The sequence below is a fragment of the Thermodesulfobacteriota bacterium genome (assembly GCA_040758155.1).
Classification (GTDB): Bacteria; Desulfobacterota; Deferrimicrobia; order Deferrimicrobiales; family Deferrimicrobiaceae; genus UBA2219.
The window spans coordinates 1-22,951 of sequence record JBFLWB010000008.1 but is presented as its reverse complement, the minus strand read 5'-3'; the positions used below and the strand labels follow the sequence as shown (position 1 = coordinate 22,951).

Below are 22,951 nucleotides of genomic sequence, written 5' to 3'. Positions count from 1 at the left end.
TCCATGGCCGTCTCTGCATTCGGCCATCCATGGCCATCAGCGATGTTGCTTCGAATCCTTCATGGAATGTCGGTGGCGTGGTGGGCCCTGAGGATTCGGCTACTTCGGTCGGGACCCCCCTGTCCCTCCCTGCGTAGCGCGGCTCGCGCTCGCACCTCCTGTGCTCGCTGCGCCGCCCGCCTTCGCGTGCTTCCGCGGTCATCCTGACCGCTCTTCTTCGCTCCTCGCTCAGCGCACGCTCCGGAGGCCGAATCCATTCGGTAACCTGGGGATTCGTTCTCCCCTCGCCCGCCTGACGCGCGCCTCCATGCGCGCTTTTCTTCCCTGTTCGGTCGGCAGAGACAACAAGATCCGTGGCCATCCATGGCCGTCTCTGCATTCGGCCATCCATGGCCAGCAGCGATGACGCTTCGAATCCTTCATGGCATGTCGATAATTAAAAAGGCCAAGCGGAAATTCCGCTTGGCCTTTTGGTGTCGTGGTGGGCCATGAAGGATTCGAACCTTCAACCTCCTGATTAAGAGTCAGCTGCTCTGCCGGGTTGAGCTAATGGCCCACGTTGGAAAAGATCCTCAAAGACCGCGATACCCAAAAAATGGCGCGCCTGGGAGGAATCGCCGGCTCGCGCCCGGGCATCCCTGCCCGGTCTCCGCCGGCGGCCGCGGCGCCTTGCGCGGCCGTCCATGGCCGCTCATCCTCGCTATCCGCTCGGCGGCGCCTTGGATTCGATTCCTCAAAGAGCGCACGTTCTATAAAAAAAACAAAACCAGAAAGCTGGCGCGCCTGGGAGGAATCGAACCTCCGCACCCGGCTCCGGAGGCCGGTGCTCTATCCCCTGAGCTACAGGCGCCTTTGAAAAATGGGGTGAGTGACGGGGATTGAACCCGCGACACCCAGAGCCACAGTCTGGTGCTCTGCCAACTGAGCTACACTCACCACCTGCGCCCCGTTAGGCGAAAGGAAATTATACGTACTGTGCAATCCCGCGGTCAACGGGAAAAACCCCGTTCAAGCGAGCGGCCGGAAACGGCGCAGGCGGAGGGCGTTGGTCACCACTGTGACAGAGGAAAGCCCCATCGCCGCCGCCGCGAATATGGGGTCGAGCAGCAGCCGAAAGGCCGGATAGAGCGCCCCGGCCGCGACCGGGATGAGCACCACGTTGTAGGCGAACGCCCAGAACAGGTTCTGTTTTATGTTGCGCAGCGTCGCCCGGCTTAAGGAAATGGCGGACACCACTCCGCGCAGGTCTCCTCCCATCAGCACCAGGTCGCCCGACTCCACGGCGATGTCGGTGCCGGTGCCGATCGCGATCCCCACGTCGGCCTGCGCCAGCGCGGGCGCGTCGTTGATGCCGTCGCCCACCATCGCGACGACCTTCCCTTCGCCCTGGAGGGTTTTCACCTCCTGCGCCTTGCGGTCGGGCAGCACTCCGGCGACCACCCGGCCGATCCCCGCCTCCTTAGCCACGCTTTCCGCGGTCCTCGGATTGTCGCCGGTGAGCATCACCACCGAAAGACCCATCCCCCGGAGGCGCCGGATCGCTTCCACCGACCCTTCCTTGATCTCGTCCGCCACCGCGAGGATGCCCGCCGCCGCGCCGTCCACCGCGACGCACACCGGAGTGCCGCCGACGTCCGCGATCTCCGCGGACGGCCCGGCAAGCGAATCCGCGGATACGCCCGCCTCCTCGAGCCAGGAAAGGTTCCCTGCCAGCACCGCCCGCCCGCCGACGACGGCCCGGATCCCTTTCCCCGGCTCCGACCGGAAATCCGACGGAGCGGAAACCTCGATTCCCCGCTCCTTCGCGCCCCGGACGACAGCCTCGGCCAGCGGATGCGCGGAGCCGCTTTCCGCGGATGCGGCGAGACGAAGCAGCTCCCGCTCCCCCCCCTCCCCGTCGAACGTCCCTCCGGGGACCGTGCGGACCGCCGTGAGAGTCGGCTTCCCCCGCGTCACCGTGCCCGTCTTGTCGAGGACGACCGTGTCCACCTTCCGGGCCGTTTCCAGCGCGGCGCCGTCCCGGACCAGGATTCCCAGCTCCGCCCCTCTTCCAGTGGCGACCATGATCGAGGTGGGCGTGGCAAGTCCCATTGCGCACGGGCAGGCGATGATCAGCACGGCGATCATGTTGACCAGCGCGTAGGTCCCGCTGGGCTCGGGTCCGAGGAAATACCATACGAGGAAGGTGAGCGCGGCGACGCCCATCACCGCAGGGACGAAATACGATGCGATCACGTCGGCCAGCCGCCCGATCGGCGGCTTGCTCCCCTGCGCCTCCCGGACCATCGCGACGATCCGGGAAAGGACGGTGTCCTTCCCGACGCGCGTCGCCCGGAAGATCAGCCGCCCGTCCAAGTTCATCGTGCCGCCAGTGACGGCGCCGCCCGGCTCCTTCTCCACGGGGATCGGCTCCCCGGTAAGCATCGACTCGTCGACGGCGGAGCGACCCTCCTCGACCGCGCCGTCCACGGGGACCTTCTCCCCCGGCCGGACGACCACCCGATCGCCGATCGCCACCGATTCGATCGGGACGTCGATCTCTTCTCCGTCGCGGACCACCCTGGCCGTCTTCGGCGCCAGCCCGATCAGCTTCTTCACCGCCTCCGAGGTCCTTCCGCGCGCCCGTGCCTCGAACCAGCGTCCAAGCAGCACCAGGACGATGATCGCGGCGGACGTCTCGTAGTACAGGTGGACTGAGAGCCCTTCCGCCGTGACAAGGCGCGGAGAGAACGTCGCGACGACGCTGTAGAAGTACGCGACCGACGTTCCCAGCGCGACGAGGGTGTTCATGTCCGCGGAGCCGTGACGCCCGACGGCCCACGCCCCGCGGTAATATCGGGAGCCGGAGTAGAACTGGATCGGTGTCGCCAGCAGGAACTGCAGGATCGCCGCTGCGAAGGGGGACACGTACGGAATGTCGTGGCCGAGGAGCATGTGCGCATGCGAGAGCAGCAGCAGCGGGACGCCGCAGGCGATGCCGACCCGCAGGCGGGAAAGGAGCCGCCCCTCCTCTTCCTTCTGCATCCTCTCCTGCCGGGCAACCGGGTCCTCGCCGGGCTCGATGCGGGGGACCGTGTAGCCCGCCCCCTCCACCGCCGCCCGGAAGTCGTCCGCGGAAGCCGTCCCCGGCAGGTACTCGACACCCGCCGTGCCCGCCGCCAGGTTGACGCTCGCCGAAAGCACCCCGGGGATCCTGCGAAGCGCGCGCTCCACCCGGGCAACGCACGATGCGCACGTCATCCCTTCCACCGGGAAAGTGGTCCGTTCGACGGGCACCTCGTAGCCGGCGTCCCGGACCGCCACGGCCAGCGCCGAGGGACCGGTCCTGGACGGATCCGCCGTAACAGTCGCGCTTCCGGCGGCCAGGTTGACCGACGCCGAGGAGACGCCCTCGACGCGCGCGAGCGCCCTCTCCACCCGCGCCACGCAGGAGGCGCAGGTCATCCCCTCGACCGGGAGGGTCCACCGCGCCTGCCCCGGCGCCTCGACCGTTTCCTTGACGGGCTGGTTATCCATCACTAAATAATATGATGAGTTCCGCGGCGGAAGGGTGCCAATCCGCGGCACGGTTGGTATACTGGCAACGCGCGCCTGTAGCTCAGGCGGATAGAGCAGCTGCCTTCTAAGCAGCGGGTCGGGAGTTCGAATCTCTCCAGGCGCGCCAGTTCTTTAATAACGCGCATACGAGAGATTCGAACTCGGTCATCATCAACCGGAGGAGGACGGTGATGGGCTTGATCTGCAAGGTCTGCGGCTACAAATCGTTCGAGAAAGACGACGCGTCCTGCCGCTATTCCCCGACAAGGCACCACATGTACATCGAGGAGATCCCCGAAGGGTACTTCTGCCAGCACTGCGGCTACACCTCGCACACCTGCGAGCTCGGCGACTGCCGGAACAGCCCGGCGAAGAAACATGTCTACATCGCGAAGAAAACCGGCGAGTCGTCGCGATACATCTGCAAGTACTGCGGCTGGGAGCCGACCTACGTCATGGGCGGGCCCTGCAACATCAGCCCGCACGGCTTCCACGAGTTCATGTAAACGCTCCGACTCCCCGGCGCGGGGTTCCCCCGCGCCTCCGAACGGCGGTCCCGCCGAGCGTGCGCAATCCGGGGACCGGTTCCTTCCTGCCCGCTCGACGTGTTCCATTCCATCGATATCGGTTGTTGACCTCCTCCCCTCCCTCGGCCTTCGGCCGCCGCCTTCCGGCGGAAAGTGAGGGGATTCCCCAACGTCGCCGTTGGAGTTCCTGCTTCACAGGACCGAGCCCGGCGCGCCATTTATACCGGCACTCCGGGTCTTACCGACCCTCCACAGGCAGATACCGCCAGCCCGGCGGCCAGGACATTGCGGGCAGCGTTCACGTCCCGGTCATGCAAGCTGTCGCAGACCGGGCATCGCCATCCCCGCACTACCAAAGTCATGCCTTCCTCGACGTACCCGCAGGCGGAGCAGGTCTTGCTGGAGGGCAGGAACGGATCGGCTTTCACCAGGTTCCGTCCGTACCAAAGCGCTTTGTACTCCAGCATCCGCACTAGCTCACCCCAGCCGGCATCGGCTATTGCTTTTGCCAGCCTGCGGTTCTTCAGCATGTTTCCGACTCTCAAGCTCTCCACGGCCACCGTTTGGTTTTCACGGATCAGCCGGGTGCTGAGCTTGTGCAGCTCGTCCCTGCGCCGGTCGGCGATCTTCGCATAGACCCTTGCGACTTTGACCTTGGCCTTGTTTCTGTTTCTCGAACCTTTCTTCTTCCCGGCCAGTTTCCGTTGCAGCTTCGCCAGCCTTGCCTCTTCCCTGCGGTACACCTTCAGAGCCGGCACTTTCTCGCCGTTGGAGAGCACCACCAGGTTGTTCAGCCCGAGATCGATCCCGACTTCGCCTGCCGCCACTGGGAATGGATTAACCTCTTCCTGGCACCGGAAGGAAATGAAGTACCGCCCCGCCGGGTCGCGGCTGATGTTGACGCTGGTGATCTCTGCCTTCCTCTGTATCGTCCGGCTCCAACGGATATCGAGTGGCTGCTCCATCTTCGCCAGCACCAGTTCCCGCTTCTCCCGGTCCCAGGAAAAGGAGGTTTTCATGAAGGAAGCCGACTGCAGCCCCTTCCGGCTCTTGAACACCGGATAGCGGGCTCGCCCCGCAAAGAAGTTAGAGAACGCCGCCTGCTGATGTCGAACCGCCTGCTGCAGCGGCACCGAGCTGACCTCGGACAGCCAAACATGCTGCGGGTCTTTCTTAAGAACAGTCAACAGCTTCGAGGCTTTCAAGTACCCGATTCTCTCTTTCCTCTGCTCCCACGCCTCGGTCCGATATGCCAGGATGTGGTTGTAGACAAATCGGCAGCAGCCAAACGTCCGGGCAATCGCCCGTTCTTGCTCGGTCGTGGGGTAGAACCGGAATTTGTATGCCTTATTGACCTTCATGTCGGTCTATATTTTATTTGGTCCTGGTCTTTTCGATCAAGATCACGGATCTTCCGGTGCGCCTTATATTCCCGGCCTGAAGATCGAGGTATTACGGCGCGAGAGGATAATGGGGTTATGAGCCAAAATCCTGCGATCGCCGACGAGGCCGTCCTCCGCAAGGGACTGGAGATCTTCCGGCTCATGGGAGCGGAGCGACCGACGGTGTTCGGCGGGAGGTTCCTCGCGGGCCGGATGATGGAAGCGGCGATGGAGCGGCCGGATTTCAAGGTCGCCCTGTTCCGGTTCGTCGACGTCCTGCCGTCACTCTCCTCCGCGAAGGAGGTCTCCCGGCACATCGACGAGTATTTCCTGCGCGGTGACGTGCGGCTCCCGGGAGTCGCGAAGGCGCTCCTGTCGGGCGCCGCCTCGCCGCTGACCGCGCCGGTCGTCTCCCGACTGATCCGATGGAACCTCACCGGCTTCTCGAAAAACTTCATCGCGGGGGAATCGCCGGACGACGCGATTAAAGCGCTCCGGAAGATCCGCGACGGAGGGGAGGGCTTCACCGTGGACCTCCTCGGGGAGGCCGCCATCTCGGAGGCAGAGGCGGAAAAATACAGGGACCAGTACCTTTCCCTGGTGGACGTCCTCTCGAAGGAGATCGCCTCCTGGCCCCCCGGGGACCCGGAGCGCGAGCGGTATTTCCCCCGCCTGAACGTCTCCGTAAAGCTCAGCTCGCTCTATTCCCGGATCGGGGCGCTGAACTACGAAGACAGCCTGGAACACGCCCGCGACCGCCTGCGCCCCATCTTCCGGAAGGTCCGGGAGGCGGGCGGCGGCGTCAATGTCGACATGGAGACGACCGCGCTGAAGGATCTCACCATCGACTGCGTCACGAGCCTGCTCGACGAGCCGGAGTTCCGGGATTGGGAGCACGCGGGAATCGCCCTCCAGACCTACCTGCGGTCCGGCCTCCGGGATCTCGGCCGGGTTATCGGCTGGGCGAAGGGGCGCGGCCGCCGTGTCTGCGTCCGGCTGGTCAAGGGCGCGTACTGGGAATACGAGAAGACCGTCGCGGGGCAGCGGGGATGGCCGGCGCCGGTGTTCCTCGCCAAGACGAACACCGACTGGAACTTCGAGCGGTGCGTCGAGATCGCGCTGGCCAATCACGATAACGTCGCCCTGGCCGCGGCGTCCCACAACGTCCGCTCGATCGCCCGGACTCTGGCGCTCGCCGAGCGGCTCGGCGTACCGCGGGAGCGGTTCGAGCTCCAGATGCTTTACGGGATGGCGGAGCCGATCCGGGGGGCGCTTCGGAAGATGGGGCTGCCCGTACGCCTGTACTCCCCGGTCGGGGAGCTGATCCCGGGGATGGCGTACTTCGTGCGGCGCCTCCTGGAGAACACCTCAAACGAGGGGTTCCTCCGGAAAACGTACGTGGCCCGCGTCGCGCCGGAGGAGCTGCTGAAGGACCCGGAAAGGGAGGGCGGCGCTCAGCCTCCGTCTCCCGGCGCGGAGCCCGATCCATGCGCTTTCCGGAACGAGCCGTGGCTCGACTTCTCCGTCGAGGCGAGCCGGGCGGCGTTCCGGGAAGCGATCGGGAAGGTGCGCGGGGAGCTAGGGGCGGCGCATCCCGTCGTCATCGGCGGGCGGGAGCGCGTCACGGATGACCGTCTCGTCTCGACCAATCCGCACGATCCTGCGGAGATCGTCTGCTCGACGTCGGCGCTGACGCGGGACATGGCGGACGAAGCGGTCGCGGCGGCGCGGGAAGCGCGGAAGGAATGGGGCGACCGGTCCCCGGCGGAGCGGGCGCAGGTGCTGTTCCGAGCCGCGGAGATCGCCCGCGGGCAACGGATGGAGCTCGCGGCATGGGAGATCGTCGACGTGGGGAAGAGCTGGGCGGAAGCCGACGCAGACGTGTGCGAGGCAATCGATTTCCTCGAGTATTACGGCCGCGAGGCGATCCGCATCGGCGCGCCCCGGAAGCTGGGAACCGCCCCCGGTGAGGAGAACCGCTATTTCTACCGCCCCCGCGGCGTGGGGTTGGTCGTCGCCCCGTGGAACTTCCCGCTGGCGATCTCCATGGGGATGGTCTCCGCGGCGCTGGTGACCGGCAACGCGGTGCTCTACAAGCCGTCCAGCCTGTCGCTGAAGATCGGCTGGCTCGCTTTCCGGATTTTCAGGGAAGCCGGCATTCCCGATGGAGTGCTGAACTTCGTTCCCGGGCGGGGATCCGAAGTGGGCGATTTCCTCGTCGAGCACCCGGGGACCGATTTCATCCTCTTCACCGGATCGCGGGAGGTGGGGCTGGGGATCGTCGAGAAGGCGGGCAGGACCCGGCCGGGGCAGACCGGGATCAAGAAGGTCGTCATCGAGACGGGCGGAAAGAACGCCATCATCGTCGACGCCGACGCCGATCTCGACCAGGCGGTCCCCGGCGTGGTGCAGTCCGCCTTCGGCTTCCAGGGGCAGAAATGCTCCGCCTGCTCGCGGGCGATCGTGCTGGAAGGATGCTACGACCGGTTCCTCTCCCGGCTTTCGGAAGCGGTGCGCGACATCGTCGCGGGCGACCCGGCGGACCCGAAGAACTTCCTCGGGCCGGTGGTGGACGCCGCCGCGAAAAAGAGCATCCTTGCATACATAGAGGAAGGGAAGCGCGAGGGGAAGGTGCTGGCCCAGGGAACCGTCCCCGAAACCGGACATTACGTTCCGCCCACGGTGTTCGTCGATCTGCCGGCGAGCTCGCGGCTCCTCTCCGAGGAGATCTTCGGGCCGGTCCTGTCGGTGATCCGGGCGAAGGACCTCGACGAGGCGATCGCGATCGCGAACTCCTCGATCTACGCGTTGACCGGCGGCATCTTCTCCCGCAGCCCGGAGAACATCGCGAAGGCCGCGCGGGAATTCGCCGTGGGGAACCTCTACATCAACCGGGGGATCACGGGAGCCATCGTCGGGCGCCAGCCGTTCGGCGGCTTCCGGATGTCGGGCGTCGGGTCGAAGGCGGGGGGCCCGGACTACCTGCAGCAGTTCGTCGAACCCCGCACGGTCACGGAGAACACGATGCGCCGGGGGTTCACCCCCGAAGACGCGGGATGACCTCCCGCCGAATGCGCGGATATCGGAGGCGATGGAAATGGAGCTGAAGGGAAAGCGGATCGCCGTGCTGGTGGAGAACATCTACGAGGACCTTGAGCTGTGGTACCCGGTATACCGGTTCCGGGAGGCGGGGGCCGAGGTGACGATCGTGGGGCCGTCCGCGGCGACGTACACGTCCAAGCACGGCTACGAGGCGAAGGCCGACAAGGCCGCCGACCAGGTCAAGGCGGCGCAGTTCGACGCGGTGATCGTCCCCGGCGGCTACGCGCCGGACAAGATGCGGCTTTACAAGTCCATGGTGGACCTGGTCCGCGAGGCGCACGAGCAGGGAAAAGTGGTCGCGGCGATCTGCCACGGCGGGTGGATGCTCGCCTCGGCGAACATCCTGAAGGGGAAGCTGGTCACAGGGTACGCCGCCATCCGGGACGACCTGGTGCACGCGGGGGCAGGGTACGAGGACAGGGAGGTCGTCCGGGACGGGAACCTGATCACCTCCAGGAAGCCCGCCGACCTGCCGGCCTTCTGCCGGACCATCATCGAGGCGTTGGCCGCGTCCGGAGGGAAGTCCTGACGCGGGAGAGGCGGGGGGCCGGAAAAGGCCCCCTTCCGCCCCCGGTTCGTCTATAATCAACAGCGAATCCGACCGGCCCGGCACTTTTCGCCCCGCCGTAACACGCTTTCCGACGAAGGGGCCTCTGAATCATGAAAGTCCTGCTGCTTTACCCCCGCTTTCCCGACACGTTCTGGAGCTTCCGCCACGCCCTCCCGTTCATCGGGAAACGGTCCGCCTTCCCTCCCCTCGGGCTGCTCACCGTCTCTGCGATGCTTCCCCCGCACTGGAAGCGGAAGCTGGTGGACCTCAACGTGGAAAAGCTGCGCGACAAGGAGCTCGCGTGGGCCGACGTGGCGTTCCTGAGCGGCATGCTGGTCCAGGGCCCCTCCCTCGAACAGCTCATCGCCCGCTGCCGGAAAGCCGGCCTGCGGACCGTGGTGGGCGGGCCGATCACGAGCGCGGAGAACTCCGCGTGGGCGGAAGCCGACCACGTCGTCCGGGGCGAAGCGGAGAACCTGATCGAGGAGCTGGTCGCCGACCTGGAAGCCGGCCGGGCGCGCAAAAGCTACGATGCCGCGGGCAGGGCGGATATCACCCGGGTGCCCCCTCCGGATTTCCGCCTCGCCCGGATGCGGCGGTACAGCTCGATGCCGGTCCAGTATTCCCGGGGATGCCCCTTCTCCTGCGAGTTCTGCGACGTCATCGAGCTCTTCGGGCGCACGCAGCGCACCAAGACGACCCACCAGGTCCTCCAGGAGTTCGAGCGGCTCTACCGCCTGGGATGGCGCGGATCGGTCTTCATCGTGGACGACAACTTCGTCGGCAACAAGCAGGCCATCAAGGCGCTCCTTCCCTGGGTGACCGACTGGATGCGCAGCCGGGGGAATCCCTTCTACCTGTTCACCCAGGCGTCGATCAACCTGGCCGAGGACGACGAGCTGCTCTCCCTGATGCGGTCGGCGCGCTTCAACAAGGTGTTCGTCGGGATCGAGACCCCCTCCGCGGAATGCAACCGCGCGGCGGGCAAGATGCAGAACGTGAAGGCCGACCTGCTGGGAAGCGTCCGGCACATCCAGGAGAGCGGACTGGAGGTGATGGGCGGATTCATCGTCGGCTTCGACCAGGACTCCCCGGAGGTCTTCGAGCGGCAGATCGACTTCATCCGCGACGCCGCCATCCCCGTCTCCATGGTCGGGCTGCTGACCGCGCTCCCCAACACGCGCCTGTGGCGCCGCCTCTCCGAGGAGGGGCGGATCCTCCGCCAGAGCATGGGGAACAACACGGACGCCCTGCTGAACTACATGCCCCGGATGAATCCCGAGGCGCTCCTTGCCGGCTACCGGAAGGTGCTGGCATCCATCTACAGCCCGTCGGAATACTTCGAGCGCGCGCTGACGCTTCTCAAGCGCCTCGGCTCCCGGCCGCCGACCCGCCTGGTCTTCTCGGACTACGTCGCCCTGTTCCGCTCCTTCGTCCGCCAGGGGATCGTCGCCCGCTACCGCGTCGCGTACTGGCGCTACATCGGCAAGGCGTTCCGCCATGCCCCGAGGCATCTGGGGGCCGCGTTCACGCTGGCCATCATGGGCCACCACTTCTTCACCCTGGCCCGCCGGATGCAGTCGAAGCCGTCGCGGTGAGATGAAGGAACGGCTGGATTCCATCGTCGCCTTCCTGAAGACGGGAATCTGGCTGCTTCCCGAGACGGGGCTTTCCCGGCCCAGGGCCTGCTTCGTCCGCGCGCTCAAGGTCCTCCTGCTGTCGGCCCGCGGCTTCATGCGGGACCAGTGCACGGTGCGGGCCTCGGCGCTGACGCTCTATTCCCTCCTTTCCATCGTCCCGGTCGTCGCGGTGGTCTTCGGCATCGCCAAGGGATTCGGGTTCGAGAAGCGGCTGCAGGCCGAGCTCCTGGTGGAGTTCTCGGAATACTCGGACATCCTGATGAAGGTCTTCCGCTTCTCCGACTCGCTGCTGGAGAAGACCAGCGGGGGGATCGTCGCGGGGATCGGCGTCGCCCTGCTCTTCTGGACGGTCGTCAGCGTGCTGTCCTCGATCGAGGCCGCGTTCAACCACATCTGGAAAGTCCGGAAGTCGCGCTCCATCGCCAGGATGTGCAGCGACTACCTCTCGTTCGCGATGGTTGGCCCGTTCATCTTCCTCATGGCGGGCAGCGTGACGGTCACGCTTGCCGGGCAGCTGGAGTACGTCGCCCAGCAGGCGGCCCGTTGGGGGATCCCGCCGCAGGCGATCCTCTTCGTGCTGGAGATCGTCCCCTTCCCGCTGGTCTGGGGGCTGTTCGCGTTCGTCCTGATCCTCATGCCGAACACGAAAGTGCAGCTCAAGCCCGGGTTTATCGCCGCCGTGGCGGCGGGGACCGTCTTCCAGCTCACCCAGTGGGTCTACATCGCGTTCCAGGTCGGCGTTTCGCGCGCCAACGCCATCTACGGAAGCCTCGCCGCGCTCCCGCTGTTCCTGGCCTGGCTTCAGGTCAGCTGGCTGATCGTGCTGATGGGGTCGGAGATCTCCTACGCGCTCCAGAACCTCGACACGCTCGGATTCCCCGAGGAGGCGGAGACGGTCGTCCCGCACCACCGGCGCGCCCTCTCCCTTCTCGTCGCGCGCATGGTGGCCGCCCGCTTCGCCGCCGGAGACGCCCCCCCCACGCCGTCCCTCATCGCGCTGTCACTGGGGGCGCCCTCCCCGCTCGTGCGCCGGATCCTCGACGATTTCTCGGCCGCCGGGCTCTTCCGGGAGATGAAGGCCGCGAAAGGGGAGGAAGCCCCGTGGCAGCCGGCCCGCGATATCCACGGGATCACCGTCCAGGCCGTCCTCGACGCCCTCGACCGGCGCGGCGCCGCGGAGCCGCCGTTCGCGGCGACGGACGATTTCCGGAAGGCTGCGGAGTCCCTGGACGCCCTCGGCTCGGCGGCGGAGGCCTCTCCCGCGAACCGGCCGCTGCTCGAACTTTGAACGCGATCTCAATCACCGGCGGAAAGGAGAAGTCGTCATGAAAAGACTGGCGGTGCTGCTGCTGTGCCTGATCCTGGTCCCCCCGGCGTTGGCGGCCGATCCCGCCGCGGCGAAGAAGGAGGGGCAGGCCAACTTCTACGCCAACATCACGGCGGTCGAACCGATCATGGAGGCGTTCACCGCTTCGACGGGCGTGAAAGGCGTCTACACGCGCGTCTCGACGGCGAAATATCTCGCCACCGTCCTCACCGAGCACTCGGCGGGCAAGCTCTCGGCCGACGTGCTCCAGGGGCCGCTGCCGATCCTCGAGGCGCTGAAGGGGAAGGGGGTGCTCGCCCCCTACCGGTCTGCCGCCGCCGCCGGCTACCCGGAATGGGCGCGCAGCGACGACACCATCCTCCAGTTCGGCATCGAGTACGTGGCGCTGATCTACAACAAGGAGCTGGTCAAGGCGAAGGACGTCCCCACCAGCTACAAGGAGCTCGCCGACCCGAAATGGCGCGACAAGATCGTCATGCCCGATCCGGCGACGCACGCCACCACCATCTCCTGGCTCGTCGGCCTGAAGGAAGCGAAGGTCTTCGCGACCGAAGCGGAGTGGACGGATTTCCTGAAGGGGCTCGCCGCCAACAAGCCGATGTTCGTCGCCTCCTTCAGCCCCACGCCGGCCCCGGTGGAGAGCGGCCAGAAGCTGATCGCCGTCTCGATGCCCAAGTACATCATCACCCACGCGCCCGCGCCGCTCGACTGGGCGCGCACCGGCGTCCTCCTCGGCTCGCCCCGCGGGATCGCAATCGCGGCGAAGGCGCCGCACCCGAACGCGGCCCGCGTCTTCATGGACTACTGGCTCTCGAAGGACGCCATGAGACTGCTCGCGGACAAGGTGGGCGAGTACGTGCTCGCGCCGGGCGTCTATCCACCCATCGCCGGCATCGACAAGGCGAAGGTGGTCCCGATCCGGGAGCTCTCGGACGAGGAGATCGCCGCCTGGGGCGACAAGTTCAAGAAGATCTTCGCCGCGAAATGACATGGAGATCCGGATCCGGGGGCTGACCCGGGACTACTTCCCGGAAGGCAAGCGGATCCGGGCGCTGGACGACGTAAGCCTGACCATACCCGCGAACCGGATCTTCACACTGCTGGGACCGAGCGGGTGCGGGAAGACCACGCTGCTGCGATGCATCGTGGGGCTGGAGCTCCCCGACTCCGGCGAGATCGCCATCGGGGACGAGGTCGTGTGGTCGAAGGAGAAGGGCGTCTTCGTCCCCCCGGAAAAGCGGGGGCTCGGGATGGTCTTCCAGACCTACGCCATCTGGCCCCACATGGACGTCTTCGACAACGTGGCCTACCCGCTGAGGTGCCGCAAGGTCCCGGCGGAGGAGATCCGGGCGCGGGTCGCCCGCTTCCTGAGGTTCGTCCGGCTCGAGGGATTCGAGAACCGCCCCGCGACGAAGCTCAGCGGCGGGCAGCAGCAGCGGGTGGCGCTGGCGCGGGCCCTGATCGCCGAGCCCAAGGTCATCCTGTTCGACGAGCCGCTCAGCAACCTCGACGCGAAGCTCCGGGAGGAGACCCGCAAGGAGCTTCGCGCCTTCCTCTCCGGCCTCGGCATCACCGCGGTGTACGTCACGCACGACCGGGTCGAGGCGCTGGCGCTCTCCGACCGGATCGCGGTCATGCGCGCGGGGCGAATCGTCGAGGAGGGCGATCCGAAGAAGATCTACTTCCGCTCCGACAGCCGGTTCGTCGCCGACTTCATCGGCCGGGCGAACCTGCTCCGCGGCAGGGTGGCGGCGCTGGACGGGGCCCGCGCCGTCATCGATACCGCGATCGGCAGGATCGTCGGACTCAATCCCCAAGAAATTCCGCCGGGAACCGACGCGCTGGCGTGCGTCCGGCCCGAGTTCCTCCGCATCGCGAAGGCCGGAACCCCCGGGAGCGGAAACGTCTTCCCCGGAAAGGTGGAGACGCTGCTCTTCGTCGGGGAGGCGTACGAGGGCGAGATACGGATCGGCGACGCGCGGATCACCGTCTCGATCCCCCCCACCGCAGACGTCGCGGAAGGCAGCGAGGTCAGCGTCGCCTTCGACGCCGATCACTGCTTCCTGCTGCCGGCCTGAAGGAACCTCCATGGGGAACCGGCCGGGCCTCACCCCGATTTTGATCCTGGTCGTCGGTCTCCTGACGATCGGTCCCGTCCTGATGCTCGCGATCGGCAGCTTCTCGGAGGGGCTGGGGGAATTCGGTGATTTCACGGTCTCCAAGTACGTCGACGCATACACCGACCCGGCGCTGCTCGAGATCCTGTGGAACACGGCCGTCTTCACGCTGGGCTCGGCCGCGGTCGCCACCCTGCTCGCGCTGTTCCTCTCCTACATGAACACCCGGACCGACATTCCCTTCAAGTTCTTCTTCGGGATCATCTCGATCATCCCGATGATGATCCCCCACATCCTGTTCGCGATCAGCTGGGTCCTGCTTCTGAACCCGAGCAACGGGATCCTGAACCGGTACCTCGTCGGCCTCCTCGGCCTGGAAGAGGCGCCGTTCGACATCTACACGCTGAAGGGGATGATCCTCGTCGAAGGGCTGCTGGACATGCCCGTCTCCTACCTGATCATCGCCCCGGCCATGCGCTCCTTCGACGTTGCACTGGAGGAGTCCTCACGGGTATCGGGCGCGGGAACGATGCGGACGCTTGCGCGCGTCACGCTGCCGGTGCTGCGGCCGGCGATCCTGTCCTCCGTGATCCTCGTCATCGTCCGGTGCCTCGCCTCCTTCGCCGTGCCCTCGGTCATCGGCATGCCGGGCAGGATCTACGTGCTGGCGACCCACATCTACCGGATCACCTCCACGGGGTTCTCGGCGGACTACGGGAAGGCGGCCGCGGTCGGCATGAGCGCACTCGCCGCGGCGGTCCTGCTCATCTGCCTGTACCGGTACCTGACCTCGGAGGGCGAGCGGTACGTCACGGTGTCGGGGCGCGGCTTCAAGCCCGCCCTGATCGCGCTGAAGGGATGGCGGAATCCCGCGATGGGCGCGGTCGGGCTGCTGTCGTTCGTGCTCATCGTTCTGCCCGTCGCGGTGCTCTTCTACACCTCGATGGTGCCCTACGTCATGACCCCGGGGCCGAAAGCGTTCTCGCTCATGAGCTGGAAGAACTGGTCGGAGGTGCTGAAGGACCCGGTGTCGCTGCTGTCGCTGAAGAACAGCCTCACGCTCGGGCTGGCCGGCGCGACGATCGGGACGGTCCTCTCGATCCTCGTCTCCTACGTCATCGTCAAGGTGCGCACCGCCGCGTCGGGCGTCCTCGAGTCGCTGAGCTTTTTGTCCTTCTCCTTCCCGGGCATCGTCATCGGGGTCGGGTTCATGTGGTTCTTCGTCCGCACCCCGCTCTACTCCACGCTGTGGGCGCTGCTGATCGGGTACGTGGCGACGTACCTGCCCTACGGCATCCGGCCGCTCTCCGGCGCGTTCGTGCAGATCCACGGGCATCTCGAGGAATCCTCGAAGGTCTGCGGCGCGGGGCCGGTCGCGACGATGCGGCGGATCGTGATCCCGCTCCTCGTTCCGGGGATCGTCTCCGCGTGGATCCTGCTGGCAACCATGTTCGTCCGGGAGCTGACCCTTTCGGTGGTGCTCTCCCGGCCGGGATCCGAGGTGCTGGCGGTGCAGATCCTGAAGTTCTCCGAGGACGGCCTGTGGGGCAGGCTGTCCGCCCTGGGGATATTGATGATCTTCATCTCGTCGGGACTGGTCGCAGCGGCGACGATTCTCGGGAAGATCGCCGCAGGGAGGATGACGCCGGTCAGGCCAGGAGAAGCCCCAGGATCCCGCCCGCCAGGATGATGAGCGCCGGGTTCGCCCGGAAATGCGCGGCGGCGAGCGCGCCGGCGCAGATCATCCAGGTCGCCGGGTCCGCCATGGATTGACGGCCGATGTCCACCGCCGAGGCCAGGATCAGCGCGACCACCATGGGGCGCAGCCCGTAGAGCGGACCATCCACCAGCCGCCTCTCCGAACGGGTTTCCGCGAACCGGACCAGCCCCACCATCGCCAGGATCGAGGGAACGGATACCGCCACCGTCGCGACCGTCGCTCCCCACAGGCCGGCGAGCCGGTACCCCACGAAAGTGGCCGCGTTGGTGGCCACCGGTCCCGGCGTCATCTGGGCCAGGGCGAAGAGGTCCACCATCTCGGACGAGGCCAGCCACCGGTGCTGCCGGACCAGCACTTCCGAAAGCAGCGGGTACATGGCGTTGCCGCCGCCGAAGCTCAAGGCCCCGATATACAGGAAAACGATCAGGAGCCAGACCAGCGGCATCATCCGGCCGCCCCCTTGTCCGGCGGGGGCGCCCACCGCTCTTTCGGGAGGAAGTGATAGCCCGCGACCGCGGCGGCAAGGATCATCAGCGCCGGGTGGACCCCCGCGAGCGCCACGAGGACAAAACCCGCTCCCGCCAGCCACATCGACCATCGGTCCGTCACGATCTGCCTGCCGAGGGACCACACCGCGGCGACCAGCAGCCCCACCACCGACGGGCGCGCGCCGTGAAGGAACGCCTCGACCGCCGGGAGACTGCGGTACTTCTGGAAAGCGGCCGCCACGGCGAGGATGGCCAGAAAGGACGGGATGACGGCGCCGACGGTCGCCGCGAGCGCCCCACGGATTCCCGCGACCGTGTATCCCACGATCGAGGAGGCGTTGATGGCCACCCCTCCGGGTCCGCATTGCGCCCACGCCATGATGTCGAGGAACTTCTCCTGGGAAACCATGCGGCGCCGCTCGACGATCTCCCGCTGGATCATGGGCACCATGACGTATCCGCCGCCCAGCGTGAAGGCGCCCACGCGCAGGAAGACCGTGAAGAGGGTCCAGAGGTCCTTCCAGGGGTGCCGGCTGTCCGAAGTCGCCAAACGCAGGTCCCGCCCGCTCGAATTTCGCATCGTGCCGACGGTTATATTAGCGGATTTCCACCCGCAGCGAATTTTCCCTCAACAGTTCCGTCCCGGACCGGCCTCCCCGGTCAACGAGGATCCGGACCTTCGCGACGCCCGGCGTAATGCCGCGAACGAGCACGGCCCGCATGCCGCCGGCATCCGCCGTCTCCGCGGCGCCCCCCGAAACCTCCGCGGAGCAGCGGCGGCCGCCGGCATCCATCAGCTCGTAATAGGCGAGTTCCCCGGGGCGGATGACGGTGGTCCCCTCCCGCTCGGCCGCAAAGGCGATCTCGAGCCCGACCAGGGACGATCCGTCTCTGCCCGGCTCCGGCTTTGCGGCGAGATAGATCCGCCGGCCGGGCTCCGGAGCGGAGATGCCGGTCACCCAGACGGCGGCCGCACCCTCCGCGAGCAGCCAGTCGCCCGGGGCCCCCTTCCGCCCGCAAATCCGCGTCCCCGGCACCGGACGATCCCCTTCGGGACGGGACCCGGAGAGGACGAGGATCTCCCCCCGCGGCTCCCCGTTAGAAGCGAGCCCGGAGACGGGAACGGGCATGGAACGGAACAGCGACCGGGTCATGTCTCCGGAAGCGGGATCCTGGAACAGAAACGGCAGCAGCAGAAGGAGGAACAGGGTGGCGATCGCGGGAAACTTCTCGCCGCGGCTCACCGGAGCGACTCCCCGGAGGCGCGGGACGCACGGACGGACAGGCGGCACGTCATGGATGGAACCTCTCGTAACCGGTTTCTCCCTATGTATTTCGGCAGAAACGCCCCGATTCTTCAGGGTGCGCGAAGGGATGGATGGACATTGCGGGCCTTCCACAAAGACCGCGGAAATTATATGATTCCCCGATGAAAAACCTGCGCGCCCGCATCCACGACCAATACCTGAGGGACCTGCACTTCGACGGCGGACAGATCATCCTGCACACGGACGGCATCCTCTGCGGGACGACCGCCGAGGTCGTCGGCAGCGGGGCGTTCCGCGCGGTCCTCGACATCTTCATCGACCACCTCATCGAGACGGAGGACCCGATCCTGGACGCCCTCCCGGCCGATATCGGGGCGCCGGAGCGGCGTACCGGGATGCTGAACCTCCTGCGCCGCCTGTCCGAGACGCCGCTGGTGCACGCGGCCAAGGCCGTCCCGGACGCGAAGCCATACCTCGACAATCCCCGCCCCCTCTACCTGTTCGTCGAGAAGTTCTACGATTTCTGGCGCTCCTTCGACCGGTACCTCATCTGCCATTCCGAGCAGGGCCCCCAAAGCCACGACGTCCGGCCTTACCGGACCTTCACCGTGACCGCCGAGCGGCTCAAGGATCTGACGAGAGGGCTCTACCGCGACATCTGCGAAAACGTCACCGGCGCTCACTGCCGCATCTACCGGCAGGTCTCCGCCGGAGCCGACGTGGGGCTGATCGCCGTGCAGAAGAAATGGATCCCGGCCTCCCCCGCGGCGCGCGTGCTGGAGGACGTGCCCTTCATCCGGCAGGTGCTCATCAATCCGCCGCTGATCATCGATCCCCCGGAGAACCGCCGGACCGGCCAGTTCCTCCGGATCGACGAGAACCCGCTCGAGGGGCTCGCGCTCGAGGAGGGGAAGTGGCTGTGCTACCCGGCGCAGGTGGGCCCGGTGGTGGTCTTCATCTACTTCCACCAGATGTTCATGGGGCTGGGCTGCTCCCTGGCCAACCTGTTCGAGCTGGCGACGGACGAGCAGGTCGCCGCCGGCCCGGACGCCATCTACCTTTACGGAGTCGACGCGGCCCGCCTGTCGGGATACGGCGATGTCCCCACGGTGTTTTTCGACGACGAGGAGAGCCGCCTCCTGGTCGCTGCCGTCCCGGGAGAGAACCGGTTCGGCTACTTCGGCTACCTGAAGAAGATGGCGCTGACGCTGCACAACATCCTCATGATGAAGCGCGGCCGGATGCCGTTCCACGGCGCGATGGCCGTCATCCACCTGAGGAACCGGCAGTCGAGGAACGTCCTCGTCATCGGGGACACCGCGACGGGCAAGTCCGAGACGCTGGAGGCGCTGCGCCTCCTGGGCCGGGACGTCATCCGGGGGATCACGATCATCGCCGACGACATGGGCTCCCTCGGGATCCGGGAAGACGGCCGGGTGCTGGGCTACGGCACGGAGATCGGCGCGTTCATCCGGCTGGACGACCTGCAGCGGGGCTACGCCTTCGGCCAGGTGGACCGCGCGATCATCATGAGCCCCCAGAAGGCCAACGCAAGGGTCCTCGTGCCCGTCGGCTACCTGGGGGAGATCCTCGCGGGAAACCCGGTGGACTACATCCTGTACGCCAACAACTACGAGCAGGTCGACGCGTCCCACGCGCTCATCAGCCCGCTGCCGACGCCGGACGCCGCGCTCCGCGTGTTCCGCGAGGGGGCGGCCATGGCGAAGGGAACGACGACGGCGACGGGGCTGGTGCACAGCTACTTCGCCAACATCTTCGGCCCGCCGCAATACCCGGACCTCCACGAGGACCTCGCCCGGAAAACCTTCGAGGCCGCCTACAATTCCAACGTCTTCGTCGGCCAGCTCCGGACCCGCCTCGCCGTTCCCGGCTACGAGATGACCGGCCCGAGGGAGGCCGCCGCCGCGCTGCTTAAGAGGATCACGGCGGAGACCGCCGGCGGTAAATAGAACTGGCCCTTTCTTCCCCGCCTCCACGGGAATCTTTCCCGCGGGGGAAACCCCCGCGCGCGCGCCGTCATCGGAACGTCAGGAGGTGACCGATCATGGCGCAGGCGCTGAAAAAATACGCGTACGACGAGTCGCGGGCGGAGGCGTTCGCCGAAAAGTTCCTCGAGACGCTCGACCGCGGGGCGCTGTGCCTGATGGCGTCGATCGGCCACCGCACCGGGCTGTTCGACATCATGAGCGGGATGCCGCCGTCGACCGCGCGCGCGATCGCGAAGGAAGCGGGGCTGAACGAGCGGTACGTCCGCGAATGGCTGGGAGCGATGGCCTCGGCCGGGGTGGTGGAGGTCGACGCGAAGGGCATCCTGTACGAGCTGCCCGCGGAGCACGCCGCGGTCCTCACGCGTGCGGCCGGCGCGCAGAACGCGGCGCTCGTCTGCCAGTTCATCGCCGTCCTCGGGTGCGTCGAGGACGACATCGTGGAGTGTTTCCGGAGAGGCGGAGGCGTCCCCTACGAAAAGTACCCGCGGTTCCACGCCGTGATGGCGGAGGAAAGCGGGATGACGGTGCTCTCGTCGCTGGAATCCCACGTCCTGCCGGCGGTGCCGGGGCTGACCGGGCGGCTCGCCGAGGGGATCCGCGTCCTCGACGTCGGTTGCGGAAGCGGAAGGGTCCTGAACCGCCTCGCGGAGCTCTACCCGAAATCCCGATTCATCGGGATGGACCTTTCGGAAGAGGCGATCGCGGCCGCGCGCGCGGAAGCATCGCGGAAGCGGCTGGACAACGTGGAGTTCGCCGTCCGGGATCTGAGCGATTTCGACGAGACCGCAGACAGGAACTCCTTCGATTTCATCACGACTTTCGACGCGATCCACGACCAGGCCAGGCCGCTCAACGTGCTGAAGGGAATCCGCCGCGCCCTGAAACCGGACGGCGTGTACCTGATGCAGGAGATCCGCGGGTCGAGCAACGTCCGCAACAACGTCGGGCAGCCGCTCAGCACCCTCTTCTACACCATATCGACGATGCACTGCATGACCGTGTCGCTGGCCCAGGGCGGCGAGGGGCTCGGCGCGATGTGGGGCGAGGAGAAGGCGCGCGAGTACCTCCGGAAGGCCGGGTTCCGGAAGGTCGAGATGCGCCGGCTGGAGCACGACATCCAGAACAACTGGTACATCGTCGGCAAGTGAACCCCCTTGTCATCCCGCCGGCGGTTCGATACGATCCTTGCATGAAGCCCGGTATGGAAGAGTTCGAGTTCATCGAGGAGATCGACGACAATTTCATCTACGACACCGACCCGGAGTACGAGGAAGCGGCGCGCATCGGATGCTCGATCTCCGACAACGCCGCGCTGATGGTCGGATACGAGCTGGCCAAGGGCGGGTCGCTCGCGAGCCCCGAAGTCAACCTGAGGATCCTCGAAATCCTCGAAAAGGAACGGCCCACCCCCGTGGTCCTCGCAGCGCTCCCGGTGGTCAAGGCGCTTCTCGAGAAGCGGGCCGCGGACCGGGAAGACGTCGTCAAGCTGCTTTCCGCCTGTAACGAGCATACCAGCGCGTGGAGCGGGCTGGGGATCGTCCTGTGCGCGGACGAGAGCCTCGAGCCCGAGGTCGATGCCATCATGGCGCGCTGGCGCGAGGCCCCCCCGAAGAAAGCCTGACGGATCCGCCCCGGTCTATTCCGGCACCGGCGCCGACGCCTCGGAGCGCCGGCGCCGGATGGCCGTGCCCAGGTCGTCGAGGTACGAATAGGCGACCGGCGTGGCCAGAAGCGTCAGCAGCAGCGAGAGCGTCTGGCCGCCGATCACGACCACGGCGATCACGCGGCGCTCCTCGGCGCCCGGCCCGGTGCCGACGGCCAGCGGGAGCATCCCTGCCACGAAGGTGAGCGTCGTCATGAGGATCGGCCGCAGCCGGTCCCGGTTCCCCTGACGGATCGCCGTTTCCCGGTCCATCCCCGCCGCCCGCAGGTTGTTCATGTGGTCGATCTGCAGGATGGCGTTCTTTTTGACCACCCCGAACAGGACGAGGATCCCCAGAGCCGAGTACAGGTTCAGCGTGTTTCCCGTCAGCCAGATCGAAAGGAGCGCGAAGGGGACGGAGAGCGGTATGGAGAGCAGGATCGTGAAGGGGTGGACCAGATTCTCGAATTGGGAGGCGAGGATCATGTACATGAAGACTATCGACAGGGCGAACGCCCAGACGAACTCCCCGAAGGTCCGCTCGAGCTCCCGGCCCCGCCCGGAAACGCTCGTCGTGTAGCCGGCGGGAAGGTTCATCCCGGCCACCGCGGCCCGCAGCGCGGCCAGACGGTCGGCCAGCGCGAACCCGGAGGCGACCGATCCCCGCAGGCGGACTTCCCGCTGCCGGTCGACCCGGTCGATCCGGGAGGCGCTCTGCACCTGCTCGACCCGCGCGACGCTGCCGATCTGCACGATGCCGCCGTCCTCCCTCGGCACGTACAGCGTCCCGATCGTCCCGGGGTCGGCCCGGTCCTCCTCCCGCAGCCGGAGCTGGACCTGGTATTCCTCGTTGTTGCCGGGATCTCGGAACCGCGACACCTCCTCGTCTCCCCCCACCATCAGCCGGACCGCCGTCCCGACCCGCTCCGGGTCGACGCGCAGGTCCGCGGCGCGGTCGCGGTCGATCTGGACCCGCAGCTCCGGCTTGTCGAGCTTCAGCGTCGTGTCGATGTCCAGGAGCCCCAGCTCGGCCTGGCGATCCCGAAGCCGCTCGGCGTACCCGGAAAGCGCCGCCAGGTCCGGCCCCCGGAGGACGAAGTCGATGTCGAAGCTGCCGCCGCCGATGTTGAATCCGACGAGGTTGCGGACCGACACGCGGAGGTCCCCGTACTTCCGCACCCGCCGGCGGAGCTCCTGCATCACCTCCCGCTGGGAGACGTTCCCCCGGAACGCCGCGAGCGGATCGCCCCGCAGGAGATCCCTCCCCAGCCGGGATAGGGAAAAAACCCGCTCCCCGTGCGGCGCGAGCTGCACATACCCGCGCCCTTCGCTCACGCCGCCCAGGAACCCGCCTCCCGCGGTCGAAAGCACCAGCCGCACGCCAGGAATGGAGCGCGCTTCCCCGGCGACGGTCTGCATGATCTCGTCCATGCTGGCGAGGCTCGTGCCTTGCGGAGCGGCGACGTTGAAGATGAACTCCCCTTCGTCCGCGTTGGCGGGCAGATAATCCTGCCGGATCAGGCCGTACAGCGGGAACACCGAGAGCATGACGCCGACCGAGACGGCCGCGACCGCGGCCCGGTGCCGCAACGCGTAGTCGAGCGCCCGGGAATATCCCGCGTCCAGCCAATGGTAGAACCCG

General features: G+C 66.9%; 17 protein-coding genes and 4 tRNA genes. 12 read left to right on the top strand and 9 right to left on the bottom strand.

Annotated elements, in window-relative coordinates; translation table 11 throughout:
* Nucleotides 1-479: 479 nt before the first annotated feature.
* The 4 genes from AB1346_00640 to AB1346_00625 all read right to left on the bottom strand — a co-directional run bounded on the left by AB1346_00640 (nt 480) and on the right by AB1346_00625 (nt 3,516).
* Nucleotides 480-556 (bottom strand) — tRNA-Lys (locus AB1346_00640).
* A 219-nt stretch (nt 557-775) separates the two neighbouring features.
* A tRNA-Arg gene (locus AB1346_00635) sits at nt 776-850 on the bottom strand.
* Between the two features lie 10 nt (nt 851-860).
* A tRNA-His gene (locus tag AB1346_00630) sits at nt 861-936 on the bottom strand.
* Between the two features lie 72 nt (nt 937-1,008).
* Nucleotides 1,009-3,516: a heavy metal translocating P-type ATPase gene (locus AB1346_00625; protein ID MEW6718935.1), complete on the bottom strand. Its 2,508-nt coding sequence runs from the start codon at nt 3,514-3,516 to the stop codon at nt 1,009-1,011.
* Between the two features lie 71 nt (nt 3,517-3,587).
* Here AB1346_00625 and AB1346_00620 point away from each other — a divergent pair.
* Nucleotides 3,588-3,664 (top strand) — tRNA-Arg (locus AB1346_00620).
* A 64-nt stretch (nt 3,665-3,728) separates the two neighbouring features.
* Nucleotides 3,729-4,043: a hypothetical protein gene (locus tag AB1346_00615; protein MEW6718934.1), complete on the top strand. Its 315-nt coding sequence runs from the start codon at nt 3,729-3,731 to the stop codon at nt 4,041-4,043.
* A gap of 239 nt (nt 4,044-4,282) precedes the next feature.
* Here AB1346_00615 and AB1346_00610 read toward each other — a convergent pair whose 3' ends face one another.
* On the bottom strand, nt 4,283-5,425 hold the full coding sequence (locus AB1346_00610) for an RNA-guided endonuclease TnpB family protein (protein ID MEW6718933.1): 1,143 nt from the start codon (nt 5,423-5,425) through the stop codon (nt 4,283-4,285).
* A 117-nt stretch (nt 5,426-5,542) separates the two neighbouring features.
* Here AB1346_00610 and AB1346_00605 point away from each other — a divergent pair, with 117 nt between their 5' ends.
* The 7 genes from AB1346_00605 to AB1346_00575 all read left to right on the top strand — a co-directional run bounded on the left by AB1346_00605 (nt 5,543) and on the right by AB1346_00575 (nt 15,872).
* Complete coding sequence (locus tag AB1346_00605) at nt 5,543-8,506, top strand: proline dehydrogenase family protein (GenBank protein ID MEW6718932.1); 2,964 nt, start codon at nt 5,543-5,545, stop codon at nt 8,504-8,506.
* Between the two features lie 37 nt (nt 8,507-8,543).
* Nucleotides 8,544-9,077 carry a type 1 glutamine amidotransferase domain-containing protein gene (locus AB1346_00600; protein ID MEW6718931.1) on the top strand — a complete coding sequence of 178 codons (534 nt, stop codon included), beginning with the start codon at nt 8,544-8,546 and terminating at the stop codon, nt 9,075-9,077.
* A gap of 131 nt (nt 9,078-9,208) precedes the next feature.
* Nucleotides 9,209-10,696: a B12-binding domain-containing radical SAM protein gene (locus AB1346_00595; protein MEW6718930.1), complete on the top strand. Its 1,488-nt coding sequence runs from the start codon at nt 9,209-9,211 to the stop codon at nt 10,694-10,696.
* 1 nt (nt 10,697) lies between these two features.
* Complete coding sequence (locus AB1346_00590; GenBank protein ID MEW6718929.1) at nt 10,698-12,026, top strand: YihY/virulence factor BrkB family protein; 1,329 nt, start codon at nt 10,698-10,700, stop codon at nt 12,024-12,026.
* A 37-nt stretch (nt 12,027-12,063) separates the two neighbouring features.
* Nucleotides 12,064-13,053, top strand: coding sequence for an extracellular solute-binding protein (locus AB1346_00585; GenBank protein ID MEW6718928.1), 990 nt, complete (start codon nt 12,064-12,066; stop codon nt 13,051-13,053).
* Between the two features lies 1 nt (nt 13,054).
* On the top strand, nt 13,055-14,143 hold the full coding sequence (locus AB1346_00580) for an ABC transporter ATP-binding protein (GenBank protein ID MEW6718927.1): 1,089 nt from the start codon (nt 13,055-13,057) through the stop codon (nt 14,141-14,143).
* A 10-nt stretch (nt 14,144-14,153) separates the two neighbouring features.
* On the top strand, nt 14,154-15,872 hold the full coding sequence (locus AB1346_00575) for an iron ABC transporter permease (protein MEW6718926.1): 1,719 nt from the start codon (nt 14,154-14,156) through the stop codon (nt 15,870-15,872).
* Here AB1346_00575 and AB1346_00570 read toward each other — a convergent pair.
* Genes AB1346_00570 through AB1346_00560 form a run of 3 tightly spaced genes read right to left on the bottom strand, consistent with a single transcriptional unit; the run spans nt 15,832 to nt 17,634 of the window.
* Nucleotides 15,832-16,350 carry a chromate transporter gene (locus AB1346_00570; GenBank protein MEW6718925.1) on the bottom strand — a complete coding sequence of 173 codons (519 nt, stop codon included), beginning with the start codon at nt 16,348-16,350 and terminating at the stop codon, nt 15,832-15,834. The genes AB1346_00575 and AB1346_00570 overlap by 41 nt on opposite strands.
* The gene (locus AB1346_00565) at nt 16,347-16,940 is read right to left on the bottom strand and encodes a chromate transporter (protein MEW6718924.1); all 594 of its coding nucleotides are present in this window, start codon (nt 16,938-16,940) and stop codon (nt 16,347-16,349) included. The genes AB1346_00570 and AB1346_00565 overlap by 4 nt, the downstream gene beginning before the upstream one ends.
* A 46-nt stretch (nt 16,941-16,986) precedes the next feature.
* Nucleotides 16,987-17,634: a hypothetical protein gene (locus AB1346_00560; GenBank protein ID MEW6718923.1), complete on the bottom strand. Its 648-nt coding sequence runs from the start codon at nt 17,632-17,634 to the stop codon at nt 16,987-16,989.
* A 185-nt stretch (nt 17,635-17,819) separates the two neighbouring features.
* Between AB1346_00560 and AB1346_00555 the strand changes: the two genes are divergently transcribed.
* The 3 genes from AB1346_00555 to AB1346_00545 all read left to right on the top strand — a co-directional run bounded on the left by AB1346_00555 (nt 17,820) and on the right by AB1346_00545 (nt 21,288).
* A complete protein-coding gene (locus AB1346_00555; GenBank protein ID MEW6718922.1) occupies nt 17,820-19,628 on the top strand; it encodes a phosphoenolpyruvate carboxykinase in 1,809 nt (602 codons plus the stop codon).
* Between the two features lie 95 nt (nt 19,629-19,723).
* Entirely contained in the window at nt 19,724-20,815 is a 1,092-nt protein-coding gene (locus tag AB1346_00550) for a class I SAM-dependent methyltransferase (GenBank protein ID MEW6718921.1), read from the top strand.
* Between the two features lie 41 nt (nt 20,816-20,856).
* The gene (locus tag AB1346_00545) at nt 20,857-21,288 is read left to right on the top strand and encodes a hypothetical protein (GenBank protein ID MEW6718920.1); all 432 of its coding nucleotides are present in this window, start codon (nt 20,857-20,859) and stop codon (nt 21,286-21,288) included.
* A gap of 15 nt (nt 21,289-21,303) precedes the next feature.
* Here the strand turns inward: AB1346_00545 and AB1346_00540 are convergent.
* On the bottom strand, nt 21,304-22,951 hold a 1,648-nt coding region (locus tag AB1346_00540), incomplete at its 5' end, for an efflux RND transporter permease subunit (protein MEW6718919.1).